At 62.1% G+C, this 23,011-nt stretch carries 22 protein-coding genes and 1 pseudogene; 9 read left to right on the forward strand and 14 right to left on the reverse strand.

Features of this window, described 5'->3' with window-relative positions; genetic code table 11:
• Window positions 1-46: 46 nt before the first annotated feature.
• Window positions 47-628 carry a TIGR01841 family phasin gene (phaP, locus tag BUB23_RS12800; protein ID WP_073103575.1) on the forward strand — a complete coding sequence of 194 codons (582 nt, stop codon included), beginning with the start codon at window positions 47-49 and terminating at the stop codon, window positions 626-628.
• A 58-nt stretch (window positions 629-686) separates the two neighbouring features.
• On the opposite strand, the gene BUB23_RS12805 is transcribed toward phaP, so the two are convergent.
• The 5 genes from BUB23_RS12805 to BUB23_RS12825 are packed head-to-tail and all read right to left on the reverse strand — an operon-like array spanning window position 687 to window position 4,591.
• Window positions 687-1,730 (reverse strand): quinone-dependent dihydroorotate dehydrogenase, encoded by a 1,044-nt coding sequence (locus BUB23_RS12805; RefSeq protein ID WP_073103577.1) that lies wholly within the window; start codon window positions 1,728-1,730, stop codon window positions 687-689.
• Between the two features lie 6 nt (window positions 1,731-1,736).
• Window positions 1,737-2,465 carry an arginyltransferase gene (locus BUB23_RS12810; RefSeq protein WP_073103578.1) on the reverse strand — a complete coding sequence of 243 codons (729 nt, stop codon included), beginning with the start codon at window positions 2,463-2,465 and terminating at the stop codon, window positions 1,737-1,739.
• A gap of 39 nt (window positions 2,466-2,504) precedes the next feature.
• Window positions 2,505-3,245, reverse strand: coding sequence for a leucyl/phenylalanyl-tRNA--protein transferase (aat, locus tag BUB23_RS12815; protein ID WP_073103580.1), 741 nt, complete (start codon window positions 3,243-3,245; stop codon window positions 2,505-2,507).
• A 44-nt stretch (window positions 3,246-3,289) separates the two neighbouring features.
• Window positions 3,290-3,877 (reverse strand): NUDIX hydrolase, encoded by a 588-nt coding sequence (locus tag BUB23_RS12820; protein WP_073103581.1) that lies wholly within the window; start codon window positions 3,875-3,877, stop codon window positions 3,290-3,292.
• A gap of 24 nt (window positions 3,878-3,901) precedes the next feature.
• Complete coding sequence (locus BUB23_RS12825) at window positions 3,902-4,591, reverse strand: DUF2946 family protein (protein ID WP_073103583.1); 690 nt, start codon at window positions 4,589-4,591, stop codon at window positions 3,902-3,904.
• A gap of 265 nt (window positions 4,592-4,856) precedes the next feature.
• Between BUB23_RS12825 and BUB23_RS12830 the strand changes: the two genes are divergently transcribed.
• From BUB23_RS12830 to BUB23_RS12865, 8 genes and pseudogenes are all read left to right on the forward strand, one after another.
• The gene (locus BUB23_RS12830; protein WP_073103585.1) at window positions 4,857-5,888 is read left to right on the forward strand and encodes a TRAP transporter substrate-binding protein; all 1,032 of its coding nucleotides are present in this window, start codon (window positions 4,857-4,859) and stop codon (window positions 5,886-5,888) included.
• Window positions 5,885-7,771, forward strand: coding sequence for a TRAP transporter large permease (locus tag BUB23_RS12835; protein WP_073103586.1), 1,887 nt, complete (start codon window positions 5,885-5,887; stop codon window positions 7,769-7,771). Before BUB23_RS12830 ends, BUB23_RS12835 begins: the two co-directional genes overlap by 4 nt.
• Before the next feature lie 29 nt (window positions 7,772-7,800).
• Window positions 7,801-8,562: an SDR family NAD(P)-dependent oxidoreductase gene (locus tag BUB23_RS12840; protein ID WP_073103588.1), complete on the forward strand. Its 762-nt coding sequence runs from the start codon at window positions 7,801-7,803 to the stop codon at window positions 8,560-8,562.
• A 30-nt stretch (window positions 8,563-8,592) separates the two neighbouring features.
• The gene (locus tag BUB23_RS12845) at window positions 8,593-9,765 is read left to right on the forward strand and encodes an acetyl-CoA acetyltransferase (protein ID WP_073103589.1); all 1,173 of its coding nucleotides are present in this window, start codon (window positions 8,593-8,595) and stop codon (window positions 9,763-9,765) included.
• Between the two features lie 18 nt (window positions 9,766-9,783).
• Window positions 9,784-11,364: pseudogene (locus BUB23_RS12850) on the forward strand (acyl-CoA synthetase); the annotation flags it as partial.
• Between the two features lie 205 nt (window positions 11,365-11,569).
• Complete coding sequence (locus BUB23_RS12855) at window positions 11,570-11,974, forward strand: hypothetical protein (protein ID WP_073103593.1); 405 nt, start codon at window positions 11,570-11,572, stop codon at window positions 11,972-11,974.
• Window positions 11,964-12,362 carry a PPC domain-containing DNA-binding protein gene (locus tag BUB23_RS12860; RefSeq protein WP_073103594.1) on the forward strand — a complete coding sequence of 133 codons (399 nt, stop codon included), beginning with the start codon at window positions 11,964-11,966 and terminating at the stop codon, window positions 12,360-12,362. Before BUB23_RS12855 ends, BUB23_RS12860 begins: the two co-directional genes overlap by 11 nt.
• Before the next feature lie 30 nt (window positions 12,363-12,392).
• A complete protein-coding gene (locus BUB23_RS12865) occupies window positions 12,393-13,271 on the forward strand; it encodes a LysR family transcriptional regulator (protein WP_073103596.1) in 879 nt (292 codons plus the stop codon).
• Between the two features lie 78 nt (window positions 13,272-13,349).
• Here the strand turns inward: BUB23_RS12865 and BUB23_RS12870 are convergent, their stop codons facing one another.
• From BUB23_RS12870 to BUB23_RS12910, 9 genes are all read right to left on the reverse strand, one after another.
• Complete coding sequence (locus tag BUB23_RS12870; protein ID WP_073103598.1) at window positions 13,350-14,150, reverse strand: MetQ/NlpA family ABC transporter substrate-binding protein; 801 nt, start codon at window positions 14,148-14,150, stop codon at window positions 13,350-13,352.
• A gap of 49 nt (window positions 14,151-14,199) precedes the next feature.
• Complete coding sequence (locus BUB23_RS12875) at window positions 14,200-14,853, reverse strand: methionine ABC transporter permease (RefSeq protein WP_073103599.1); 654 nt, start codon at window positions 14,851-14,853, stop codon at window positions 14,200-14,202.
• Entirely contained in the window at window positions 14,834-15,892 is a 1,059-nt protein-coding gene (locus tag BUB23_RS12880; protein ID WP_073103797.1) for a methionine ABC transporter ATP-binding protein, read from the reverse strand. Before BUB23_RS12880 ends, BUB23_RS12875 begins: the two co-directional genes overlap by 20 nt.
• 228 nt (window positions 15,893-16,120) lie before the next feature.
• A complete protein-coding gene (locus BUB23_RS12885; protein ID WP_073103601.1) occupies window positions 16,121-18,169 on the reverse strand; it encodes a polysaccharide biosynthesis protein in 2,049 nt (682 codons plus the stop codon).
• Entirely contained in the window at window positions 18,159-19,355 is a 1,197-nt protein-coding gene (locus BUB23_RS12890) for a DegT/DnrJ/EryC1/StrS family aminotransferase (RefSeq protein WP_073103602.1), read from the reverse strand. Before BUB23_RS12890 ends, BUB23_RS12885 begins: the two co-directional genes overlap by 11 nt.
• Window positions 19,356-19,359: 4 nt before the next feature.
• Window positions 19,360-20,019, reverse strand: a complete 660-nt coding sequence (locus BUB23_RS12895; protein WP_073103604.1) for an acetyltransferase — start codon at window positions 20,017-20,019, stop codon at window positions 19,360-19,362.
• Window positions 20,016-20,648 (reverse strand): sugar transferase, encoded by a 633-nt coding sequence (locus BUB23_RS12900; RefSeq protein WP_073103606.1) that lies wholly within the window; start codon window positions 20,646-20,648, stop codon window positions 20,016-20,018. The genes BUB23_RS12895 and BUB23_RS12900 overlap by 4 nt, the downstream gene beginning before the upstream one ends.
• Before the next feature lie 12 nt (window positions 20,649-20,660).
• Window positions 20,661-21,794 carry a glycosyltransferase family 4 protein gene (locus tag BUB23_RS12905; protein WP_073103607.1) on the reverse strand — a complete coding sequence of 378 codons (1,134 nt, stop codon included), beginning with the start codon at window positions 21,792-21,794 and terminating at the stop codon, window positions 20,661-20,663.
• Entirely contained in the window at window positions 21,791-23,008 is a 1,218-nt protein-coding gene (locus BUB23_RS12910; protein WP_073103609.1) for a hypothetical protein, read from the reverse strand. The genes BUB23_RS12905 and BUB23_RS12910 overlap by 4 nt, the downstream gene beginning before the upstream one ends.
• Window positions 23,009-23,011: the final 3 nt, after the last annotated feature.

Genomic DNA, 23,011 nt, shown 5'->3' on the forward strand with positions numbered 1-23,011 from the left:
ACGAGCCGACCGGCGAACCGGACGGTTCACTTATAAAGGAAACATCATGAGCGCGATCCCTCAACAAGTTTTGGCCAATCAAAAAGCCACCCTGGACAATTTTCTTGCCATCCAAGGCACTTTCTTCGGCGGCTTCGAAAAGCTGATCGACTTGAACCTCAAGGTCATCAAGGCGACGCTGGACGAAGTAGCCCAAAAGTCCCAGCAAGCCATCGAAGTCAAGGACGCCCAGGAAGCCCTGGCTTTCACGTCCGCGCTGGTGCAGCCCGGCGCCGAAAAAGCCCTGGCCTACAGCAAGCATGTGTACGACATCGTTTCGGGCATACAGGTCGACCTGTCCAAGCTGACCGAAGAGCAGATCGCCCAAGGCCAGCAACAAGTGTCCGCGGCCATAGACCAGCTCGCCAAGAATGCGCCTACCGGCTCCGAAGGCGCCGTGGCATTGCTGAAGTCCTCGCTGGCAACGGCCAATAGCGCTTACGAATCGGTTGCCAAGGCAACTCGCCAGGCCGCCGATGCCGCCGAATCGAATATCACTGCCGCGACCAACGCCACTTTCAAGGCCGCCTCAGACGCCGCCGAAGCCGCCAAATCGGGCGCTCCCCGCGCCCGCCGCAGCGCTGCCTAAGACAGCTCAAGGCTCTGGCAAGCCCCGGCCCCCGAAGAAGAGATTCTTCGGGGGTTTTTTATTTGCCGCCCAGCGCCCGCACGCATTCGGCTATCAGCGCGGGGCCGCGATAAATAAGGCCGGTATATAGCTGTATGGCATTGGCGCCGGCCGCAACCTTTTCGCGCGCCTGCTGGCCCGACATGATGCCGCCCACGCCGATAATGGCGAATGGCGCTCCCAACTGCTGCCGCAGGCGCGCAATGACTTTCAAGGACAGTTCATGCACCGGCGGCCCGGACAGGCCGCCGGTTTCGTCGGCATGCGGCAAGCCTTGCACCGCGCCGCGCGACAGGGTGGTGTTGGTGGCGATCACGCCATCGACCCCATAGCGGGGCAGCAGGTCGGCGATGATGTCGATCTGGTCCGTGGTGAGATCCGGCGCGATCTTCACCACCATGGGAACCTGCCGCCCATGCTGGTCGGCCAGGGCCTTGCGCTTCTCCTGCAGGGGCAGCAGCAAGCCCGCCAGCTCGTCCTGGCCCTGCAGCGCGCGCAGGTTCCGGGTATTGGGCGATGAAATATTCACCGTGACGTAGTCGGCATGGGGGTACACGCCTTCCAGGCCCAGCAGGTAATCGTCCACGGCCCGCTCGATGGGGGTCGCCGCGTTCTTGCCGATATTCAGGCCGAGGATGCCGCCCGTGCTGCGCCAGTTGCTGTTGCGCACGTTGGCGATGAAGGTGGCGAGCCCCTGGTTGTTGAACCCCAGCCGATTGATCAGGGCCTGGGCGCGCGGCAACCGGAACATGCGCGGCTTGTCGTTGCCAGGCTGGGGCTGCGGAGTGACCGTGCCGACTTCCACGAAACCGAAACCCAGGTGCCCCAGCGCGTCGATATGCGCGCCGTTCTTGTCCAGGCCGGCGGCCAGTCCAACGGGATTGCGGAACGACAGGCCCATGAGCGAGCAGGGCTGCACCGGGCTGGAGGCCAGCAGGGCCCGCGTGAGACGGCAGTCATAGGCCTTTTGCAATGACGCCAGGGTGAGATCGTGCGCGGCTTCGGCATCCAGCGAGAAAAGCGCGGGGCGAGCCAGGGGATAGGTATTGAATAAAAATGACATTATTGTTTATGTTGCAGCCGGCTCGGTCCAGACGCCATGTTGCAGGATCTGGTAGGGGGTGTATTGCGATTTGTACGCCATTTTACGGCTTTCGCGTATCCAGTAGCCCAGATAAAGCCATGGCAGCCCCAGGCTGCGGCATTGCTCCAGTTGCCACAGGATGCCATAAGTGCCCAGGCTGCCGGCCGCGTCCGGATCGTAAAAGGTATATACCGATGACAGGCCGGTTTCCAGCACGTCTATCACCGACACCATTTGCAGCTGGCCCGAAGGCAGCCGGAATTCGACCAGGCGCGAATCGACCCGGCTGGTCAGCAGGAATTGCCTGTATTGGGTCTGGCTGTCTTCGTCCATGCCGGCGCCCGGATGGCGGCCCTGCTGGTAGCGGTCGTACAGCTGGAAGTGTTCGGGGTCCCAGAGCAGCGGCATGGTCCGGGCGGACAGGTTGGCATGCCTTTTCCAGGCTTTGCGCTGGCTGCGATTGGGTGTGTGGCGTTCGGTGTCCACCCGTATCGGCAGGCATGCCTGGCAGCTGTCGCAATGGGGACGGTAGGTAAACAGGCCGCTGCGCCGGAAGCCCTGTTCGACCAGGCTGGAATAGGTCGCCGCGTCGATGAGATGGGTGGGCGCCGCCACTTGCGATCGCGCATCCAGGCCCGGCAAATAACTGCACGGGTATACGGCCGTGGAGTAGAACTGCAAGGTTTTGAACGTTAGCTCGGTCGGATGGCTCATGACTGGACTCGGTAAGGCTGTGCTTCATTATGGCGTCATTCATCCTGTCGGTGCAAGCTCGCCCGATTGCAGTATTTGCCCCGGGTTCCAGGCCGGCGCATCGCCCTGCAAGGCGGCTTCCAGCAGCGCCAGGAAATCCTTGCGGCTCATCGGCCTGGCGCCCAGGCTCGCGAGATGCCCGGTTTGTTGCTGGCAGTCGATATGCCGTATGCCCCGCGCCCGCAGGAAGTTGACCAGATAGGCCAGCGCCAGCTTGCTGGCGTCGCTGGCGCGGCTGAACATGGATTCGCCGAAGAAAAAGCCGCCAAGGTTGACGCCGTAGACGCCGCCCATCAGTTGGCCGTCCATCCATGTTTCTATGCTATGGGCGGCCCCCGCCCGGTGCCAATCCAGGTAGGCCGACTGTATGGCGGGCGAGATCCAGGTGTTCTGCTGGATGGCCCGGGGCGCGGCGCAGGCCGCCATGACCTGGGCAAAGGCGGTATCCGTCGTGACGCGTATCCGCGCATCGGCCGCGCGCTCGCCGCGCCCGACCTGGCGCAGCTTCTTGGCCAGGGAGCGCGAGGCCTTGAAGTCGGCGCATGCCAGCACCATGCGCGGGTCGGGGCTCCACCACAATACCGGCTCTCCTTCGTTGAACCAGGGGAAGATGCCCTTGCTGTAAGCCTCGGTCAGCCGGGCTATCGACAAGCCGCCGCCCGCCGCCAGCAAACCCTCGGGCGGAGCGCTGCGGGGATGCGGCAGGGGGGTGGCTTCATCGAGCCAGATCAAGCGTGTCATGCCGACGCCCGGGCAGAAGGGTTGCGTATTGCGCCATGATCGTCCTAGCGGGCGTCGGGCAAGGGTATATCGTAGTGATGCACGGGAAACACGCCCGTCTTGGCGTCGGCCAGATAATGCTCCAGCGTCGTGACGACAGTACGGAAAGACAGGTCCGCCCAGGGTATGTCTTCGATGTCGAAGAAGGCGGCCTCCAGGCTTTCAGGGCCGGGATACAGTTCATCGCTGAGCACTTTGGCCAGGTAGAAGAAATGGACCTGTTCCGCATGCGGCACGTCTATCACCGTATATAGCGGCCCCAGCTCGATTTGGGCGCCGGCTTCTTCCTGGGTTTCGCGCATGGCGCCCTGCGCCGTGGTTTCGCCCAGCTCCATGAAGCCGGCCGGCAAGGTCCACTTGTCGTAGCGCGGCTCGATCGCCCGGCGGCAGAGCAGGATCTTGTCCTGCCAGACAGGCAATACGCCCACCACGTTGCGCGGGTTTTGATAGTGCACCGCCCCGCAATTGTCGCAAACATCGCGCACGCGATTATCGTCTGGCGGTATGCGCTGGATGATGAGAGCGCCGCACTGGCTGCAGAATTTCTGCACGCGCGGAGCGGGGAAGTAAAAATTGGGGGCTGGCGATGTCATGGCATGATTCTACCCAAAGCGAGCCTATCGCGCCGGCCTGGGCAGCCGCAGGAACCCCAGCTTCCGCGGTATTGCCGCCGCCGCGCACATCCGGAGCGCAACCGCAGGCCGGACGGGCGCCGCCGCCGCGCAATCCCGCGCTGCCAGCGGCCGCAGGGCGATGGGGCCGCGAGGCTGCGGGTCGCGTTCCAGGACAGCCAGCAGGCTGTCCCCTTCGGCGGTGTAAAGCCCGTCGAGCACCGCCGCCAGGTCCCGGCCGGCGATCAGGCCCGGGCCATGCTCGGTTTGCGCATACAGCTTGCCCGCGTCGTCCAGCCACCATTCATGGACGTCCCGGACGTCCAGCCCATTATGGGTGCGCAGGCGCATGGCCGCGCCGCCGCCCGCTGTGCGCACGATGTACGGGGCCGCGTCCAGGCGCACATAGACTCTTTGCGGACCGTTCTGGAAGAACCATTGCCCCCGGTCGTCGCGGGCGTAATTGCGGTCGATGAATTGGAGGATCTGCGGGCTGATGATGGACTCGCCGGCGCCATGGCCTTCAGCCGGCGGCCCGGAGTCTTGCGCCGGCATGCCTTCGGCATCCCCGCCTTGCGGCCAGGCGTCGCCCAGCGGATGCAGGCGCCACTGGCCGCTTTCGGTCAAGGACAGCCAGCCATATACATCGGCGACATCCGGCCAGCGCGCCATTGCGGCGATTACGTTCGCGTCCATGAGCCAGTCCGGTGAGTTTGCATGTCTGCACGATAGCACTAGTGGGAAAAAAAAGCGGGCATGCCCGGCAAGTAAGCGCAGCTTCATCGAGAACGCAAAATTACGCGTTTGACCGTGTCAAACCCCGGCTGATAGATTGCTGTCCATAGCCGATCGAGCCAAACCGGCGCCGCAATAGCGCGATTCGTGACTGCTGCGCCGGCATCTGGATGGGCGGCTATTTTTGAACAATAAATATTCTTATAAAAAAACAGGAGACAAATACATGTCGCAGTTATCCCGCCGTAATTTCTTGAAAACCGTGTCCCTCGCCTCGGGGGCCGCGCTGGCCGGCTTTTCAGGCATGCAAAGCGCATGGGCCCAGCGCGCCAAATACCGTTTGAAGTTCGCCAACAATCTGCCTGTCGCCCATCCTATGAACATCAGGGCCAAGGAAATGGCCCAGCATGTCCTTGCCGATACGGGGGGCGAAGTCGATATCCGCATATTCCCCAGCAGTCAGCTGGGCAACGACACCGATACGCTTTCCCAGATTCGCGTCGGGGCCGTCGATTTCTTCATGTTGTCGCCCATCATCCTGGGAACTTTCATTCCCGCGGCGCAAATCAGCGGCGTCGGATTCGCATTCAGCGGCTATGACCAGGTCTGGCCCGCCATGGACGGCGCACTGGGCTCGCACGTGCGCAAGGAAATCGCCAAGTCCGGCACTTTGACCGCCTTCGAGAATATCTGGGACAACGGCTTTCGCATCATCACCACCAGCACCGCGCCCATCAGGACGGCGGCGGACCTCAAAGGCGTGAAGCTGCGCGTGCCGCCCAGCCCTTTATGGACCTCGATGTTCGAGGCGCTGCAGGCATCGCCGACGACGATCAACTTTTCCGAGACGTATTCCGCCTTGCAGACCAGGATCGCCGACGGCCAGGAAAATCCCATCACCCTGGTCGAGAGCGCCAAGCTGTACGAAGTGCAGAAATATGTGTCCACCTCGAACCATATGTGGGACGGTTTCTGGTGCCTGGCAAACCAGAAGAATTTCGCCAAATTGCCCCAGGGCCACCAGGACGTGATCCGCAAACGGATCAATGAAGCCGGCCTGGCTCAGCGCCAGGACCTGGCGGCGCTGAGCACCACAGTGACCGATACGCTCACCAGCAAAGGAATGGCTTTCAATGAGGTCGACACGGCGTCGTTTCGCAAGGCCTTGCGCGATGCCGGCTTCTATACCAAATGGCATGATGCCTTTGGCGAAGAGGCATGGACGCTGCTGGAATCCGCGGTAGGCAAGCTGTCATGAGCGCCACGGCCCTTGCCTTGCCAGGCCGGAACGCGGGGACGCTGACAAAAGGAGCTGTGGCGCTGAACAGGGCGATCATGCGCATGGTCGCCGCCCTGGCCGTGGCGCTGATGGTTGTCGAGACCCTCGTTCTTTTTACCGGCGTCGTTTCAAGATACTACTTCCACCGTCCTATCGTATGGTCCGATGAGCTGGCGCAGATATTGTTCATCTGGATGACGATGTTCGGCGTCGTGCTGGCCATGGACCGCGGCGAGCATATGCGGCTGACGGCGGTGGTGGCGCGCTTCTCCAGGGGCAGCCAGTTGTGGCTGGAAACCATGTCGCTGATCATTGTGCTGTTGTTTTCCTGGCTGGTGCTCATGCCCGGCGTCGAGCATATGAGCGCGCAGATGGCGATCACTACGCCGGCCCTGAGCATGCCCGATGGCTACCGCGTCGCCGCGATACCGGTGGGTTTCGGCCTGATCATCTTCTCGTGCCTCGTGCGCCTGGCCAGTTCCTGCACGCTCAAGGCATCCGCCTCCTGCTTTGCCGTCGCGGCCCTGACCGCCTATGTCTTGTGGTATTTCGCCTATGACCTGCAGGACCTCGGAAACCTGAACCTGGTGCTGTTCTTTTTTGTATTGCTGGGCGCCTGCGTCCTGGGCGGAGTTCCGATAGCCTTCGCTTTCGGCATCGCAACACTGGCCTACATCGTCAATATCGCCGAAGTGCCCACCTCTATCGTCGTGTCGCGCTTCGACGAAGGCGTGTCGCACCTGATCCTGCTGGCCGTGCCCTTGTTCGTCTTGCTCGGCGTGCTGTTGCAACTCAGCGGCATGGCCAAGGCGCTGATCGATTTCATGTCCTCGCTGTTGGGGCATATCAAGGGCGGGCTCCAGTATGTGTTGCTGGGCGCAATGTTCCTGGTGTCGGGCATATCCGGCTCGAAGGTGGCGGATATGGCGGCCGTCGCGCCGGCGCTGTTTCCAGAGATGAAAAAGCAGGGCGCCGATGAAAATGAGCTGGCCGCGCTGCTTGCCGCTTCGGGGGCGATGACTGAAACCATCCCGCCCAGCCTGGTATTGATTACGGTGGGGGCGGTGTGCGGCGTGTCGATAAGCGCCCTGTTCATCGGCGGCCTGATGCCGGCGTTCGCCTGCACGGTGGTGCTGGGCTTCGTATGCTGGCGGCGCGCCCGCCGCATCCAGCTCAAGGACGTGACGCGGGCTCCTTTCAGCCGGATTCTGCGCACCTTCATCATCGCCCTTCCCGTGCTGGTGCTCCCCGTCCTGATCCGGGTATGTGTGATCGAAGGAATTGCGACGGCCACGGAAGTGGCGACGGTTGGCGTTGTATACGTATGCCTCTATTCGGTCATCGCCAATTTTTTCATACAGAGGATTGCGCTCCGGACGGTATACCCGCTCATGGTCGAGGCCGCTTCCTTGTCGGGCGCCATCTTGCTGATCATCGGGGTGGCCACGTCGATGGCCTGGGCCTTGACGCAGTCCGGCTTCTCGCACGCGCTGGTCGATTTCATGACGCACCTGCCTGGCGGCGCGACGGCATTTCTCGCCGTAAGCATCGTGCTGTTCATTGTATTGGGCAGCGTCCTGGAAGGCATACCGGCGATAGTGCTGTTTGGCCCGCTCATCTTTCCGGCCGCGCATGCCTTGAATATCAATGAAGTCCATTATTCGATGGTCATCATCCTGGCCATGGGCATAGGCCTGTTCGCCCCGCCCCTGGGCATCGGTTTCTACGCCGCGAGCGCAATCAGCAAGGTGAACGCTGATCTGGTGATTCCCCGCATGTGGATGTACCTGGCGGTATTGACCGTGATGGTCTTTGTGGTGGCGTTCATTCCGTGGCTTTCGACGGGGTTTCTGCCTCAGTAAAAAAATCAACCCATAGTCGGAGATCTTCAATGCATCATGAGAATAGAGTCGCCCTTGTAACGGGCGGCGGGAAAGGTATCGGCCGCGCCATCGTGGATCGCCTGGCGGCCGACGGATTCACCGTCGTCATTGGCGACCTGGACATCGAGTCGGCGCAGCAGGCTTGCGCCGCATTGCAGGAGCGGGGCCTGTCCGCGCTGGCCGTGGTGCTCGATGTGGCGCAGGAGGAGAGCATCCGCGGTGTTTTCGAGCGCCTGGAGGCGGATTACGGCCGTTGCGATGTGCTGGTCAACAACGCAGGCATCGCAAAAATATACCCATATCTGGAGTATCCCAAGGACCACTGGGACCTGGTCTTCAGGATCAATGTCACTGCGCCCTTCCTGTGTTCGCAGCATGCGGGGCGGCTGATGGTGCAGCATAAATGGGGGCGCATCATCAATGTGGCGTCCATCAGCGGATTCCGGGCGAGCACGGGGCGCGCGGCCTACGGCACATCCAAGGCGGCGGTGCTGGGCCTGACGCGGCAGATGGCGATCGAGCTGGCGCCGCACGGCATCACGGCCAATGGCATTGCGCCGGGGCCGGTCGACACGCCCCTGACGCGGGCGCTGCATTCGGACGAGGCGCGCGATGGATTCAATCGGGCGGTGCCCGGCAAGCGCTATGGGACGCCCGACGAGATCGCATGCGTCGCCTCGTTTCTCGCGTCTGAAGGCGCTTCCTATGTCAACGGACATGTGATTCCGGTCGATGGCGGATTCCTGGCGGCGGGCGTGCTGGAAAAATAGATTTATCTTCTATATGTAATGAGGTGAGATATGGCATTGGCGGCAATAACTGGATGGGCCCATTCCAAGTTCGGGAAATTGGATGGCGTCGATCCCGAGGAAATGATCTCCCAGGTGGCCATGGATGCAATCATGCATGCCGGCTTGAGTTTCGATGAAATAGATTCCATACACTTGGGCACCTTCAATGGCGGCTTCCTGTATCAGGACTTTCCTTCATCCCTCCTGCTCAACAAGATTCCCGAGCTGCGGTTTCGTCCTTCGACCCGTGTGGAGAATGCATGCGCCACCGGGTCGGCGGCATTTCATTCGGGCCTGAATTCGGTGCGCGCGGGCGACAGCCGGCATGCATTGGTCATCGGCTTCGAAAAAATGACGGAACGCAGCAACGCGGAAGTGGGCGAGATCCTGCTGAAATGCTCCTACGCCAAGGAAGAAGCGGGGGTCGCCGGCGGCTTCGCGGGCGTCTTCGGCAACATCATTGCGCGGGCCTACTTTGAGCGCTACGGCGATCAATCCGACGCCATTGCCGCCATTGCCGCCAAGAATCATCGGAATGGCGCGGCCAATCCCTATGCGCACATGCGCCGGGACCTGGGCTATGAGTTCTGCCGCCATGTCTCGGATAAGAACCCGTTCGTGGCTGGGCCTTTGAAACGCACCGACTGTTCCATGGTGTCCGATGGCGCCGCGGCCCTGATCATCAGTGCCCCGCCGCAGGCACTGGCCCGTCCGCAGCGGGTGAGCATCAAGGCGGTGGCGCATGTCAACGATTTCCTGCCCTTGAGCCGGCGCGATCCGACGGCGTTCGAGGGCGGCCGGCTTGCCTGGGGCAAAGCTTTGTCGCGGGCCGGCATAGCGCTGGAGGACCTTTCTTTTGTGGAAACGCACGACTGCTTCACCATCGCCGAGCTGATCGAATACGAGGCAATGGGGCTGGCCAAGCCGGGGCAAGGCGCGCAGATCATTCTTGACGGGGTGACGCGCAAGGATGGGCGCTTTCCCGTCAACCCTTCCGGCGGACTCAAGGCCAAGGGCCATCCGGTAGGCGCCACCGGCGTTTCCATGCACGTGATGGCGGCCATGCAGCTGGCCGGGCAGGCCGGCGACATGCAGTTGGCCAGGGCCGACCGCGCCGGCATATTCAATATGGGGGGAGCCGCGGTGGCAAATTATGTCAGCATTCTTGAAAGCGCGAAGTGAGAACGGGAAAATCGACGAAAGGTTATGCACATGCTCAAGCAGGTAAAGAATTTGGGGGCGATCTTGCGCGACATAAGCGCCCGCTTGCCCAGCGAGCCGGGTTTTATCAAGGGAAGCGAGACTTTCTCGTGGCTGGCGATCAACCAGCGCGTCGATGCCATGGCCCATGCGCTGTCGCGGCTGGGTATCGGCAAGGGCGACAGGATCCTGGTTCACTCCACCAATAACATTCAGCTGTTCGAGAGCGCATGGGTGGCATTCAAGCTGGGAGCCGTGTGGGTCCCCACCAATGTTCGGATAACTGAACGTGAAATCGCCTATCTCGCCTCATCGAGCAAAGCGGCGGTAATGATTTACGACGCGGGCTACGGGACCCACGCCGACGCCTGCCTGGCTGCAACGGATACGCTCAAGCACATGATCGCCATCGGCGAACCCCGCGGCGGCGAACTGGCCTACGAGCGCTTGCTGGAAGCGGGCAGGGCGCATGGGGCGTTCGATGTGGCCGAGGTGGTTTTCGAGGATCCAGCATGGTTCTTCTATACCTCGGGAACCACCGGGCATCCAAAGGCCGGCGTATTGTCGCATGGGCAGATGGCCTTTGTGATCGTCAATCATCTGGCCGATTTGATGCCTGGCCTCAGCCATCGCTCACGGTCGCTGGTCGTGGCGCCGCTGTCCCATGGCGCGGGCATCCATGCCCTGGTGAATACCGCGAGGGGCGCGGCCAGCGTTTTGCCGGAATCGCCGCGCCTGGATTGCGCCGAAGCCTGGCGGCTGGTCGAACGGCACCGGGTCGACAATATGTTCACCGTGCCGACCATCGTCAAAATGCTGACCGAACACCCGGCGGTCGATCGCTGCGATCACAGTTCCCTGAAGTACGTAGTCTATGCCGGAGCGCCGATGTACAGGGCGGACCAGCAGCATGCCTTGCGCAAACTGGGCAAAGTGTTGGTTCAGTATTATGGCCTGGGAGAGGTAACGGGAAACATCACTGTCCTGCCGCCGGAACTGCACGAGATCGAAGACGGGCCGGACAGCCGCAAGGGCAGCTGCGGGTATGCGCGCACCGGCATGGAAATAGGCATACTGGACCCGCGCGGCGCGCAGCTGGGCCCTTTTGAAACCGGCGAAATCTGCGTGCGCGGCCTTGCCGTCTTCATGGGCTACAACGATAATCAGGCGGCCAACGACAAGGCTTTCAAAGACAACTGGTTCCACACGGGCGATATCGGCCACCTCGACGCCGCGGGCTTTCTTTATATTACCGGCCGCGAATCCGATATGTATATCTCGGGCGGCTCCAATGTGTACCCGCGCGAGGTCGAAGAGGCGCTGCTTACCCATGAGGCCGTTTCGGAAGTGGCGATCCTGGGCCTCGCGGACGAAAAATGGGGCGAAGTCGGCGTTGCGGTGATTGTCTTGCGGCAAGGAAAAATGGCAAGCCCGGGGGACCTCGAAAATCATCTGGCGAATAAAGTCGCCCGCTACAAGCAGCCTGTCCGTTATCATTTTTGGGAAGCTCTGCCCAAATCAGGGTATGGAAAAATCGTAAAAAAGGAAATCAAGTCGATCTTGATGAATCAGGGGCGATAACAATACTGTCATAGCCGCCCTCGTCCCAAAAGGACAAGAGAGGCATTTACCGCCGTGCTGAATGCGCCTTATGCCAAAAGCATAAGGTGTCTTTTAAGGGGTTTGCATTATGGGTAGCAGAATTCTGTCTGTAAATGACTGGGAGTCTCATGGCTTTCTTCTCCATATCGCTGCGGGGGACTCGATATGGAACGGAGTAAGCGGGATGCTGAAAAAGGCGGGTATTGAGTTCGCCCAATTGGAATTCATGCCAGGCATGCTTGATGTGTCGATATTCCACACGGCTCCGCCGGAGGCCAGCGGCAAGACGCTGGTGAAGTATGGCGAGGGCATCAATATCGGCCGCGCGCTTTTGTTTTCGGCCAATGCGGTGTATGGACTGGGCCTGCATGGCCAGCCGCTGCTGCATTGCCATGGCTCTTTCCTCGACGCCGAAAGCGGGCTGTGCGGCGGGCATGTCAATGTCCAGGAGTGCCGGGTGGGCCGCGGGGGCCTGTCCGCCCAGGTAACGGCCACTCCCAATATAGGGTTTGCGGTGGATCTGGACCTGACATCGAATATGCAGGTATTCCACCCCGTCAGCTATCCGGGAGGCCGGCATGGAAGCTAGCCTCGTAAGCGGCAAGGCGGGCCGGGTGTTTACCGCGCGCTTGTTGTGCAACGATGACCTGGTCGCCAGCGTCGAGGAACTTTGCGCGACGCACCGGATCGGCCACGCATTCATTAAAGGCGGGCTGGGCAGCCTGTTCCGGGCCCAACTGGAGCAATCGCTCGATGACCGGACCCGAATCATCGATGTGCAGGGCTTCGCCGTCGAACTGTTGTCCATATCCGGCCAGGTGCTGACAGATGCATCCCGGCAAAGGCCTGTCGCCTCCTTGTATGGTATCGTTGCCGACAACCTGGGCGCCGTATACGCCGGAAAATTCGTACGCGGCTCCGCTCCGACCTGCATTACGATAGAACTAATGGTTCAGGAGTGGCTGCCTTGCGCATAGGCATTCATTTTTTTGGCTTGTTGGTTCGGCATGCGCGTTCAACTGTATTTGAGCAATCTTGAGATTTTTGAAGTTGCCGCGAGGCTGGCGTCGTTCAAGCTCGCCGCGCAGGAACTGTGCCTGTCGCCCAGCGCGGTGAGCCAGGCCATACGCAAACTCGAGAAAGACCTGGATCAGGAGCTTTTCCTTCGGAATGGCAAGACCTTGGCTTTGACCGGGCAAGGCGCCGCGCTGCTCGCCAGCGTGGCCATCGGCTTCAAGCATATCCGTGAAGGCGTGGCCGACATCAGGAAGTCGAAAGAGCGCGCCATAACGCTGTACTGCCCGCCGACGTTCTCGATGAAAATCGTGGGACCGCTGCTGCAACGGTTTCTGTCAAAACACCTGGACATCGACATACGGGTTACCGCGGCGCACACGCCCAATTCGGAATTCTATAAAGAATTCGATATCGCCGTTCTGTATGGCAGCGACTACGCCGCGCGCAGCGATGTGAGGCCCCTGGGCGTGGATGTACTGACGCCGCTCTGTTCCGCCGAGGTCGCGCGCGGGGTTCATTGCCTGCGGGATGTATTCAAGACGCCGCTGATTGTCAACGATACGCAGGAAGCGCAATGGGGAGACTGGCTGGCCGTGAACGCCGCCACCAACTTCCAGGGCAACGAAGTGCACTTCAACCGCGGCTACGAAGCCATAGCCGCGGCCGTGGACGGGCTGGGCTTCGTGCTGGAATCGCAAAGGATAGTGCGCCATGATCTTGAGAAGGGCATATTGGTGGCCCCGCTGCAGACAAACACAAAAAGCCTTACGACATCCTTGTACTCCATATTCGTCGGCCCCAGGAGCAAGGACAGGCCCGAGGTAAAGGAATTCGTCGAGGCCATCTGCAACAGTTTCCAGACGGATTAGCCGGACAAGGAAAAACCCGTCATCGGGGCTGCGCCGAGACGGGTTTTTTCCTGCGGAGCGCAGCGGCGCAAACGCGGATTACCAGGAAGTGATGACCGAGTCCTTGAAGGTGCTGGCCACGAACGCCTTGGTTTCAGGCGAGCGATACGCCTTCACTAGCTTGGCGACCCAGGCCTGGTCCTTGTCCTCGGTGCGCACCGCGATGACGTTGGCATAAGGCCCTTTCGCATCTTCGATGGCAATGGCGTCGGTTACCGGATTCAGGCCGGCGGAGGCGGCGTAATTGCCATTCACGGCGGCGGCATCCAGGTCGGACAGCGAACGGGGCAGCTGCGCCGCGTCGAGTTCGATGATATTCAGCTTCTTGGGGTTTTCGGTGATATCCAGCGGGGTCGCCTTCAAGCCGGCGTCGGCCTTCAGCTTCAGGACGCCCTGAGATTGCAGCACCAGCAGGGCGCGGCCGCCGTTGGTGGGATCGTTCGGGATGCCGACGCGGGCGCCGTTGGGCAATTCGGCCAGGGTCTTGACCTTCTTGGAATAAATGCCCATCGGGAAGGTGATGGTGTAGCCGACATTGGCCAGCTTGTAGCCGCGATCCTTGATTTGCGCTTCGAGGTAGGGCAGGTGCTGGTAGCTGTTGGCGTCCAGGTCGCCGGCGGCGAGCGCGGCGTTGGGCTGCACATAGTCGCTGAATTCAACGATTTCTATCTTCAGGCCGTCTTTGGCGGCGAGGCCTTTGACGAATTCCAGAATCTGGGCATGCGGTCCGCCGGTGGCGCCGACTTTATAGGTCTTGTCCTGGGCCAGGGCGGGGGCGGCCGCAAGGCCGGCGACGACACCAAGCCCGGCGATGAGTTGCAATAATTGACGACGCTTCATTTTCTTCCTTTTGAAAAGTAAAACTAAATTCGCAAAGGCCGGGATGCGGCTAGCGATGGCTTAAACGGCGCACCAGTGCATCGCCCAGCGTCTGCACCAGTTGAACAAAAACAATCAGGATCAAGACGACCAGCAGCATGACCTCCGGCAGGAAGCGCTGGTAGCCGTAGCGTATGCCCAGGTCGCCCAGGCCGCCGCCGCCCACCGCGCCGGCCATGGCCGAGTAGCCCACCAGGCTGACCAGGGTGATGGTCAGGCCGGCCACTATGCCCGGAAAGGCTTCCGGCACCAGCACTTTGTAGACGATCTGCCAGGTGGTCGCGCCCATGGCCTGCGCCGCCTCGATCAGTCCGCGGTCGACCTCGCGCAAGGCGGTTTCCACCAATCGCGCGACAAAGGGGGCGGCGGCTATCGTCAACGGTACGATGGCCGCCGCGGTGCCGATGGATGTGCCGACGAAGAAGCGCGTAAGCGGAATAATGGCCACCAGCAGGATGATGAAGGGCGTGGACCGCACCGCGTTCACGACAATGCCTAGCGTGCGGTTCAGGCTGAGCGCGGGCAGCACGCCGTTGCGATCCGTCAGGTGCAGCAGGATGCCCAGCGGCACGCCCACCAGCGCGCCCACGAGGCCGGACACGCCCACCATCAGCAGGGTCTCGAGAAACGACTTTATAAACAGGTCAATCAACTGCGATGACATGATTCAACTCCTCTACCGTTACGCCGCGCGAACGCATGAAGGCCTTCGCCTGTTCGATTTCATCCTTGTTGCCCGTGGCCAGGATCGCCAGCGAGCCGAAGGCCTGGCCCTGGATTTCATCGATCTGGCCGTGCAGGATATTGAAATCCAGCCCGAAGCGGCGCACGACTTCCGAAAGCAGCGGCTCTTCCACTTCCGTGCCGGTGAAGGCCAGGCGCAGCAGGTGGTCCTGGCCTTCGCCTTCGCGCGTCTGCGCCAGCCTGGCGCGCACTCGCTGCAAGACGCCCTTGGGCAGATCCTGCGAGATGACGTCGCCTATCATGGCCCGCGTCACCGGGTGCTGCGGAGCCCGGAACACATCGAGCACCGAACCGTGTTCGATCAGCTCGCCCGCCTCCATCACCGCCATGCGGTCGCAGATCATCTTGATCACTTCCATCTGGTGGGTGATCAGCACGATGGTCAGGCCGAGTTCCTGGTTGATTTTTTTCAATAGATCCAGGATGGATTTGGTCGTCTCGGGGTCCAGCGCCGAGGTGGCCTCGTCGGACAGCAGGACCTTGGGGTCATTGGCCAGCGCCCGGGCTATGCCGACGCGCTGCTTTTGCCCGCCGCTGATCTGCGCGGGATAGCGGTCGGCCAGGGCGGTCAGGTCGACCAGTTGCAGCAATTGGCGCACTTTGCGGTCGATTTCGGCCTTCCCGGCGCCGGCCAGCTCCAGCGGCAGGGCGATGTTGCCGTACACCGTCCGCGATGACAGCAGGTTGAAATGCTGGAAAATCATGCCGATATGGCGGCGCGCCTTGCGCAGGGATTCGGCGTTCAGGGAGGTCATGTCCTGGCCGTCGAGGATGATGTGGCCGGAGGTAGGGCGGTTCAGCAGATTGAGGGTGCGCACCAGGGTGCTTTTGCCCGCTCCGCTGCGCCCGATGATGCCGAAGACTTCCCCCTTGCGTATCGAGATGCTGACGTCGCGTATGGCGTCCACAGGCCCTGAAGGGCCGTCGAAACGCTGGGAGACTGCTTGTATTTCTATCATGGGGGGAAACAAAAAAGCAGCAGGCCGTTTTCGAGCGACGGTTCTGCTGCCGTAGGTGCTGTAGAAGTTGAGGAATTGTAATTGTAGGTGGGTACTATACCGAAGTAATTTTTTTGAACATTTATATAATAATAAGTTATAAAGAAACGGAAATTTACAGCGCTTGGCTATGTGATTGAACGGTGTGTTAAAGAGCCTGCGGCCGTACAAAAGAACCAAAACAGACCGCTAAGCCCGCTGATCCGCCCCCCGCCGCTCAACCGCCCGCTGCTGATGAATCAGGTCCACGATGGCATCGTCGGGCTTGTACCCGTCGACCAGGCGGAAAAACAGCTCCCGGACCTCCGGGTAATTGTCGTCCTTGATCGCCGTTGCCAGCTCCACGAGCGCCGCCTTCAGCGTATCCCAATCCAGCTGCTTCTCCTGCGCCCGCATAATCATCGGATGTTCCGTGTCGGTGACATTGTCGCCAATCAGCAGTTCCTCATACAGCTTCTCCCCCGGACGCAGCCCCGTAAACTCGATTGCAATATCGCCATCCAGATTGCGCGCCGAACGCACGCTCAAGCCCGACAGCTGCACCATTTTTTCCGCCAATTGCGATATCTTCACAGGCTCGCCCATATCCAGCACGAACACATCGCCGCCCGCGCCCATGGAACCCGCCTGGATAACCAGCTGCGCCGCTTCCGGTATCGTCATGAAATAACGCGTGATATCCGGATGGGTCACCGTAACCGGGCCGCCCTTGCGGATCTGCTGGCGGAAAAGGGGAATGACCGACCCCGACGAACCCAGCACATTGCCGAACCGCACCATGGTGAAGCGCGTGCCATTGGCCGTGGCCTGCCCGTCGCTTCGTCCATACAGTTGCGGCATCGCTTCGCTGGCCAGGGCCTGCAGCACGAGCTCGGCGAGCCGCTTGGTGCTTCCCATGATATTGGTCGGGCGCACCGCCTTGTCGGTCGAAATCAGCACGAAATTCTTGACCCCGGCGCGCAAGGCCGCCTGGGCGGCATACAAGGTGCCAAACGTATTGTTCACTATCCCTTCGGCGATATTGCGTTCCACCATAGGCACATGCTTGTACGCCGCCGCGTGGTACACCGTGCTGACTTTCCAGGAGCTCATCACATCGAACAGGCGGCTCTGGTTGCGCACCGAACCCAGTATGGGGACCACGCGCAGATGCGACCCGGCGTTGCGCAAGTGGGTCTCCAGCTCGGTCTGAATGCTGTAGAGCCCGAACTCCGAATGCTCGAAAAGAATCAGCGTCCGCGGCGCGCTGCGCACGATCTGGCGGCACAGCTCGGAGCCGATGGAGCCGCCCGCGCCGGTGACCATGACGACCTGGCCGCGTATGCAGCGTTCGAACAAGTCGGGGCGCGGCTGCACGGCATCGCGGCCGAGCAGGTCGTCTATGTCCACTTCGCGCAGCGCTTCGACCTGCACCCGGCCGCTGGCCAGGTCCATGAAGCCCGGAATGGTGCGCACGTAAATGGGGTAGGACGTCAGGATGTCGATGATCTCATTGCGCCGCATGCGCGAGGCCGAAGGAATCGCAAGCAGCACTTCGTCGGCGCCGGTGTCCTCCAGCAACTGGCCCAGATCGCCAGGGTTGTGCACCGGCAGCCCGGCCATGATGCGCCCCGCAAGGTCGGGATTGTCGTCGACGAACGCGACGGGGATCATTTCGCGGCCTATGCGCAAGGCCAGCAGCAGTTGGTTGCCGGCCGCGCCGGCGCCGTAGATGATGACATGGGGCCGCACATCCTTGCGTTTGCCATGGCGGCGATCCGACGGCTTGGTGCGCAGGCTGATCCGGTCGCTGCTGAAATATTGCCTCATGACGACGCGCAAGCCGCCGATCAGCATCAGGCAGAGCATCCAATAGATGATCACGACGGACCGCGGTATCACGGCGGGCGGCTGGCCGTAGATATAAATGGCCAGGGCCAGCAAGGCCGTGGCGGAGGTGACGGCCTTGGCGATGGTGGTAAAGGCCTCGTTGCCGAAATAGCGCATCACGGCGCGGTACAGGCCGAACCTGGCGAATAGCGGTATGGAGATGACCGGCGCGAGGGCGAACAGCCACGCATGCCCGTGCAAGGGCTCGATCTTCGACATATCATCGAGCCGTATGAAAAAGGCCAGCCACAGCGCTATCCAGATGAGAAGCGCGTCGGTGATGATTTGCAGCAAGCGCTTCTGGTCGCGCGACAAGGCCAGCAGGCGCTCGCGCAGATTGGGGAGATTGTCCCTGATTTCAGCGAACATCGCGCTCACCGCTGCCGGCAGCCAGGGCCATGACTTCTTCGAGCGCCGCGCAGGTCGCCTCGATTTCCGCAGCGCTGAGCGTAGGATGCACCAGGAACATCAGCGCGGTTTCCCCCAGCTCGCGCGCCACGGGCAGGCGCAGCGGCGGGCGCCAGCCGGTATGCTCGAAAGCCTTTTCCAGGTATACCTCGGAGCACGATCCCGAATAGCAGGGCACGCCGCGCGCGCCGATTTCGCCCAGTATGCGGTCCCGGCTCCAGCCGGGCCGCAGTTGCGCCGGGTCGACGAATACATAGCATTTATAGGCGGCGTGGCGGATGTCCTCAGGCGGAGCCGGCGCGCGCAGCCCGGGCAAGCGGCTCGCGGCATCCCAGATGCGCTGGGCGTTGTCCAGGCGCCGCGCCTGCCACTGGGGCATGCGGCGCAGCTGGATGCGTCCGATCGCCGCTTGCGTTTCCATCATGCGCCAGTTGGTGCCGAAGCTTTCGTGCAGCCAGCGGAAGCCCGGCGGGTGTTCGCGCTCATAGACGGCGTCCCAGCTTTTCCCATGGTCTTTGAAGGACCACATTTTCGACCAGAGCCCGCGGTCGCTGGTGGTCGCCATGCCGCCTTCGCCGCCGGTGCTCATGATCTTGTCCTGGCAGAATGACCAGGCGCCGATATGCCCGATGGAGCCGACCGGGCGGCCTTTGTACAGGGCGCCGTGGGCCTGGGCGCAGTCTTCGATCACATGTATGCCGCGCTCGTCGGCCAGCTCCATGATGGGGTCCATGTCGCAGGGCCAGCCGGCAAGATGGACGCAAATGATGGCCCGCGTGCGCGGGCTGAGGACGGGGAGTATGGTCTCGGCGCTGATGTTTTGCGAGTCGCGGTCGACATCGGCAAAGATGGGTGCGGCGCCCGCGTTGACGATGCATGAAACCGACGCCAGAAAGGTGCGCGGCGTAACCACCACCTCGTCGCCGGGGCCAACCCCCAGGGCCTTGAGCGCGACATCCAGGGCGAGCGTGCCATTGCTCACGGCGACGGCGTGCGCGCAGCCGGCCCAGCGGGCGAAGTCCTGCTCGAACTGGCGGCATTCCTGGCCGGTCCAATAATTCACCTTGTTCGATAGGACGACATCGCGCACGGCATTGGCTTCTTCCTCGGTAAAGGAAGGCCAGGCGGAAAAGGAGGTATTCAACATACTCTTACTTCCTTACAAGACGGGTAGCGGGATTGCCGACGACGGTGGCGCCGGGCGGCACGCTGCGCGTGACGACCGCGCCCATGCCCACGACGGCGCCGCGCCCGATGACCAGCGGCCGGTCGGGCTTGCCTTGCTTGATCACGGCGTCGGCGCCGATATAGGCATGGTCATGGATGTGGATATTGCCGTTGCATTTGACGCCGGGCGCGAAAGTGACGAAATCGCCGATGACGCAATCGTGTTCCACGTAGCTGTAGAGGTTGGCGTGAAAATGCCGGCCTATGCGGATGTTCGAGGTCAGGGTTACGAAGGGGCTGAGCGCCGCGCCTTCGCCCAGCGTGACGTCGTCCATGGTGATGACGTTGGCGGCGCGCACCGTCCAGGGCTGCACGCCATCGGCGGCGCAGCGCTGCGCCAGTTTTTCGCGGACGACGCTATTGGCGATGGCCAGGATCGCATAGCGCGACCCGGCGTCGTGGGCCAGGAATTCGTCATAGGTCAGCACGCGGTGGCCGTTGATCAGCCCGGCCGCGGGCGAGTCGTCGATGAACACCAGCCTTGCGGCATCGATGCCCTGCTCATGCAACTGGGCTTTGGCCAAAGGCATGATGCCGCGGCCGCAGCCGCTGGCGCCGTAGACGGCATACAAGGGTGATTTCATGTCTGGCGCCTTTTCTGTTCGGACGGCGCCCCGGAAGGCGCCGAGCCCGTGTAGCGGGCCACTGTGGCTTCGCCGTCGGCGCTGATGCCGTCGCGGGCCAAAACTTTTTTTATCGTCAACAAAAGTATCCTCATATCCAGCCAGAACGATTGATGCTCCACGTACCAGACATCCAGCCTGAACTTGTCCTCCCAACTCAAGGCATTGCGGCCATTGACCTGGGCCCAGCCGGTCATCCCGGGGCGCACTTCATGGCGCCGGTACTGCTGCGGGCTGTACAGGGGCAGATATTCCATGAGCAGCGGGCGGGGGCCCACCAGGCTCATGTCTCCCTTGAGGACATTCCACAAGCCGGGCAGCTCGTCCAGGCTGGTCGAGCGCAGGAAATCGCCGAACGGCGTAAGCCGCTGGTCATCCGGCAGCGCCTGGCCGTCGACATCGGAGGCATCGCGCATGGAGCGGAACTTGATCATTTCGAAGGGCTGGCCATGCCGGCCCGGACGCAACTGGCGAAAGAGCACGGGCGAGCCCAGCTTGCGGCCGACCTGCCATGCCACCACCCCCATGACGGGGGCAAGCAATAGCAGGGCGGATGCCGATACCGTTATATCGAGCAAGCGCTTTAACATTTACTTCCTTTTTTAATCATCGGCGATATTCATCTCGCGCAGCATGATGGCGTTGACCTTGTGCACGTCGTACTTGCTTTCGGCGATCTCGCGCGAGCGGGCGCCCATATCGCGCGCCATTTGCGGATCGTCCAGGAAACGCTGCATGGCGGCGGCCAGCGCGTCGACCGATCTGACCGGAACCAGATAGCCATTGACGCCGTCGACGACGGTTTCGCGGCAGCCGGGCGCATCGGTGGTGATCACCGCCCGTCCCATGGCCATGGCTTCGAGCACGGTGCGCGGCGTGCCTTCGCGATAGGAAGGCAGCACATAGACGCTGCATGCCGCAATGGCGGGCCGCACGTCGCTCAAGCGGCCCCAGTAATTCAGCGTGCCCTGGCTGGTCCAGGCTTCCAGTTCGGCCGGGGCAATCGCATCGGGGTTTTCATCTATCCATCCCGCCAGGCTGAATATCACATCGGGGCGCCGGAGCCGGATGCGGGCCGCCGCCTGGGCATATTCGCGCACCCCCTTGTCGCCCAGCAGGCGGGCGATCAGCAGAAAGTGGGGCGCCGCGGGCAGGGCCGCGGGCTGGTGTTCGGCCACGTCCACGCCCGAGCCGTTCACCACGCAAGCGCGCGCGCCGGGGCGAAGAATCCCCAGCTTCCGGAACAGGGCTTCGTCGTCGGGATTCTGGAAGAACACCTTGCGCACCCTGCGCAGACCCAGCGCATACAGCCCCTGGACCAGGGAACGCAGCAGGCGGCGCGCGCCGGCGTCCTCCTCCCGCCCCTGGAAGGCATAGCCCAGGCCGGTGATCAGGGCGAATCGCCGCGGCACGCGCGCCAGCCAGGCGGCCAGCGAGCCATAGATGACCGGCTTGATGGTATAGCCCAGGACAAACTGCGGCCGTATCCGGCGCATGAGCCGCCACAGGTACAGCATGCATTTCAGGTCGGCGGCGGGATTCATGCCCGTGCGGCGCAGCGGGATATCGTGCACCACCAGGCCCCGGGCTTCCAGCCGCTGACGCATGGCGTCGCCCGCGGGAAGACCGGGGGCCGCCACATGCACCTGCAGGTCCGCCGCGAGCAGCGCATCGATCAGGGGGCCGCGAAACTGCAGCAGCGAGTCCGGAAAACCGGCGATCAGCAGGAATTTCATGATTCGGGCACCGTCGCCGCGCGAGTGCCAGCGCCTGCGCCGGAGCTGGGCGGAAGCTTCCTGGCGGGCGCGGCGGCTTGGCGCCGCTGCCGCGATTTGCCCAGCAGGGAAATGAACAGGAAGATCAGCATCGGGGCGAACATCCATTTCTGCCTTACCGAAATGCCGAGATTCGCGGTGGTCATGGACAGGATCACCCATGCCAGTATGGAATACAGCCACAGAAAGGCGCGATTGCTGTCCGACGCATGCTTGCGCCGCTTGAGCATCTTCATGCCGCCGGCTATGAAGAGGAACAGCAGGATCATATTGTCGGCCGAGGCCGCCAGGGCAAACACGCTGGTGGCTTCGAAGGGCAGGGGCCTGAACAGATAGCTGTACAACTGCAAGGGCAGGCTCATCGAAGCGATATCGATGCTGCTGCCGCCCTGGGTGTTGACCGATTGCCGCTGCTCGACATAGCTGACCAGCTCGTCCGCGCCGGCGCCTTCGCCCACGCCGGCATAGTTCAGCGCGAAGGGAATCATGGCCGCCGTGGCTCCCAGCGCCAGGCCGCCCAGCAGCAGGCGCTGCGGCAGCGGCATCTTCTTCTGGATGACCAGCGAGCCGGTCAGCGCGATGACCATGGTTCCGGCGATGTGCGGCCTGACCAGCAGCATGACCATGACCGCGCCCGCCATCAGGAGCGCGCGGCGCTTCATGTTCATGGCGGCCCACAGCGCCAGGCCTGTCGCCATGAAGGCCAGGGAATCCTTGCCCAGCGCGCCCGACCAGAAACTGATGGACGGCAAGAGCACGATCAGCGTGGCGAAGCGGCGTATCAGCCGCGACTTGTCGGCGGTTGCGCTGCGCAGGCTGGCGTCGAAGGCCAGCAGGCCTATGCTGCCGAAGATATTGAACAGCAGGCAGGCGCCCAGGAAGGACAGGTTCAGGCCGGTCACGAACAGCGTGGCGATGCTGACCACCGCGCCAGTTCCCACCGACAGCATGAATTCCCCGTTGGCTGCCTTGATGTAATACACCAGGGCGTCGGCGCCGTTGGTGATGGCGTAGACCGCATAGAAAACGCAGAACAGGGAATGCCATACGTACAGCAGGAAGCTACGCCGGTTGGGGATCCGCAGCCGCTTGCCGACCGCCAGCGCTATAAACAGCCCGGCGAGGTACACCAGCAGGGCGCTGGCCAATTGGGCGGGGGAATCGATCAAGGACATGGT

It is taken from the genome of Pollutimonas bauzanensis, assembly GCF_900129885.1.
GTDB classification, from domain to species: Bacteria; Pseudomonadota; Gammaproteobacteria; order Burkholderiales; family Burkholderiaceae_B; genus Pollutimonas; species Pollutimonas bauzanensis.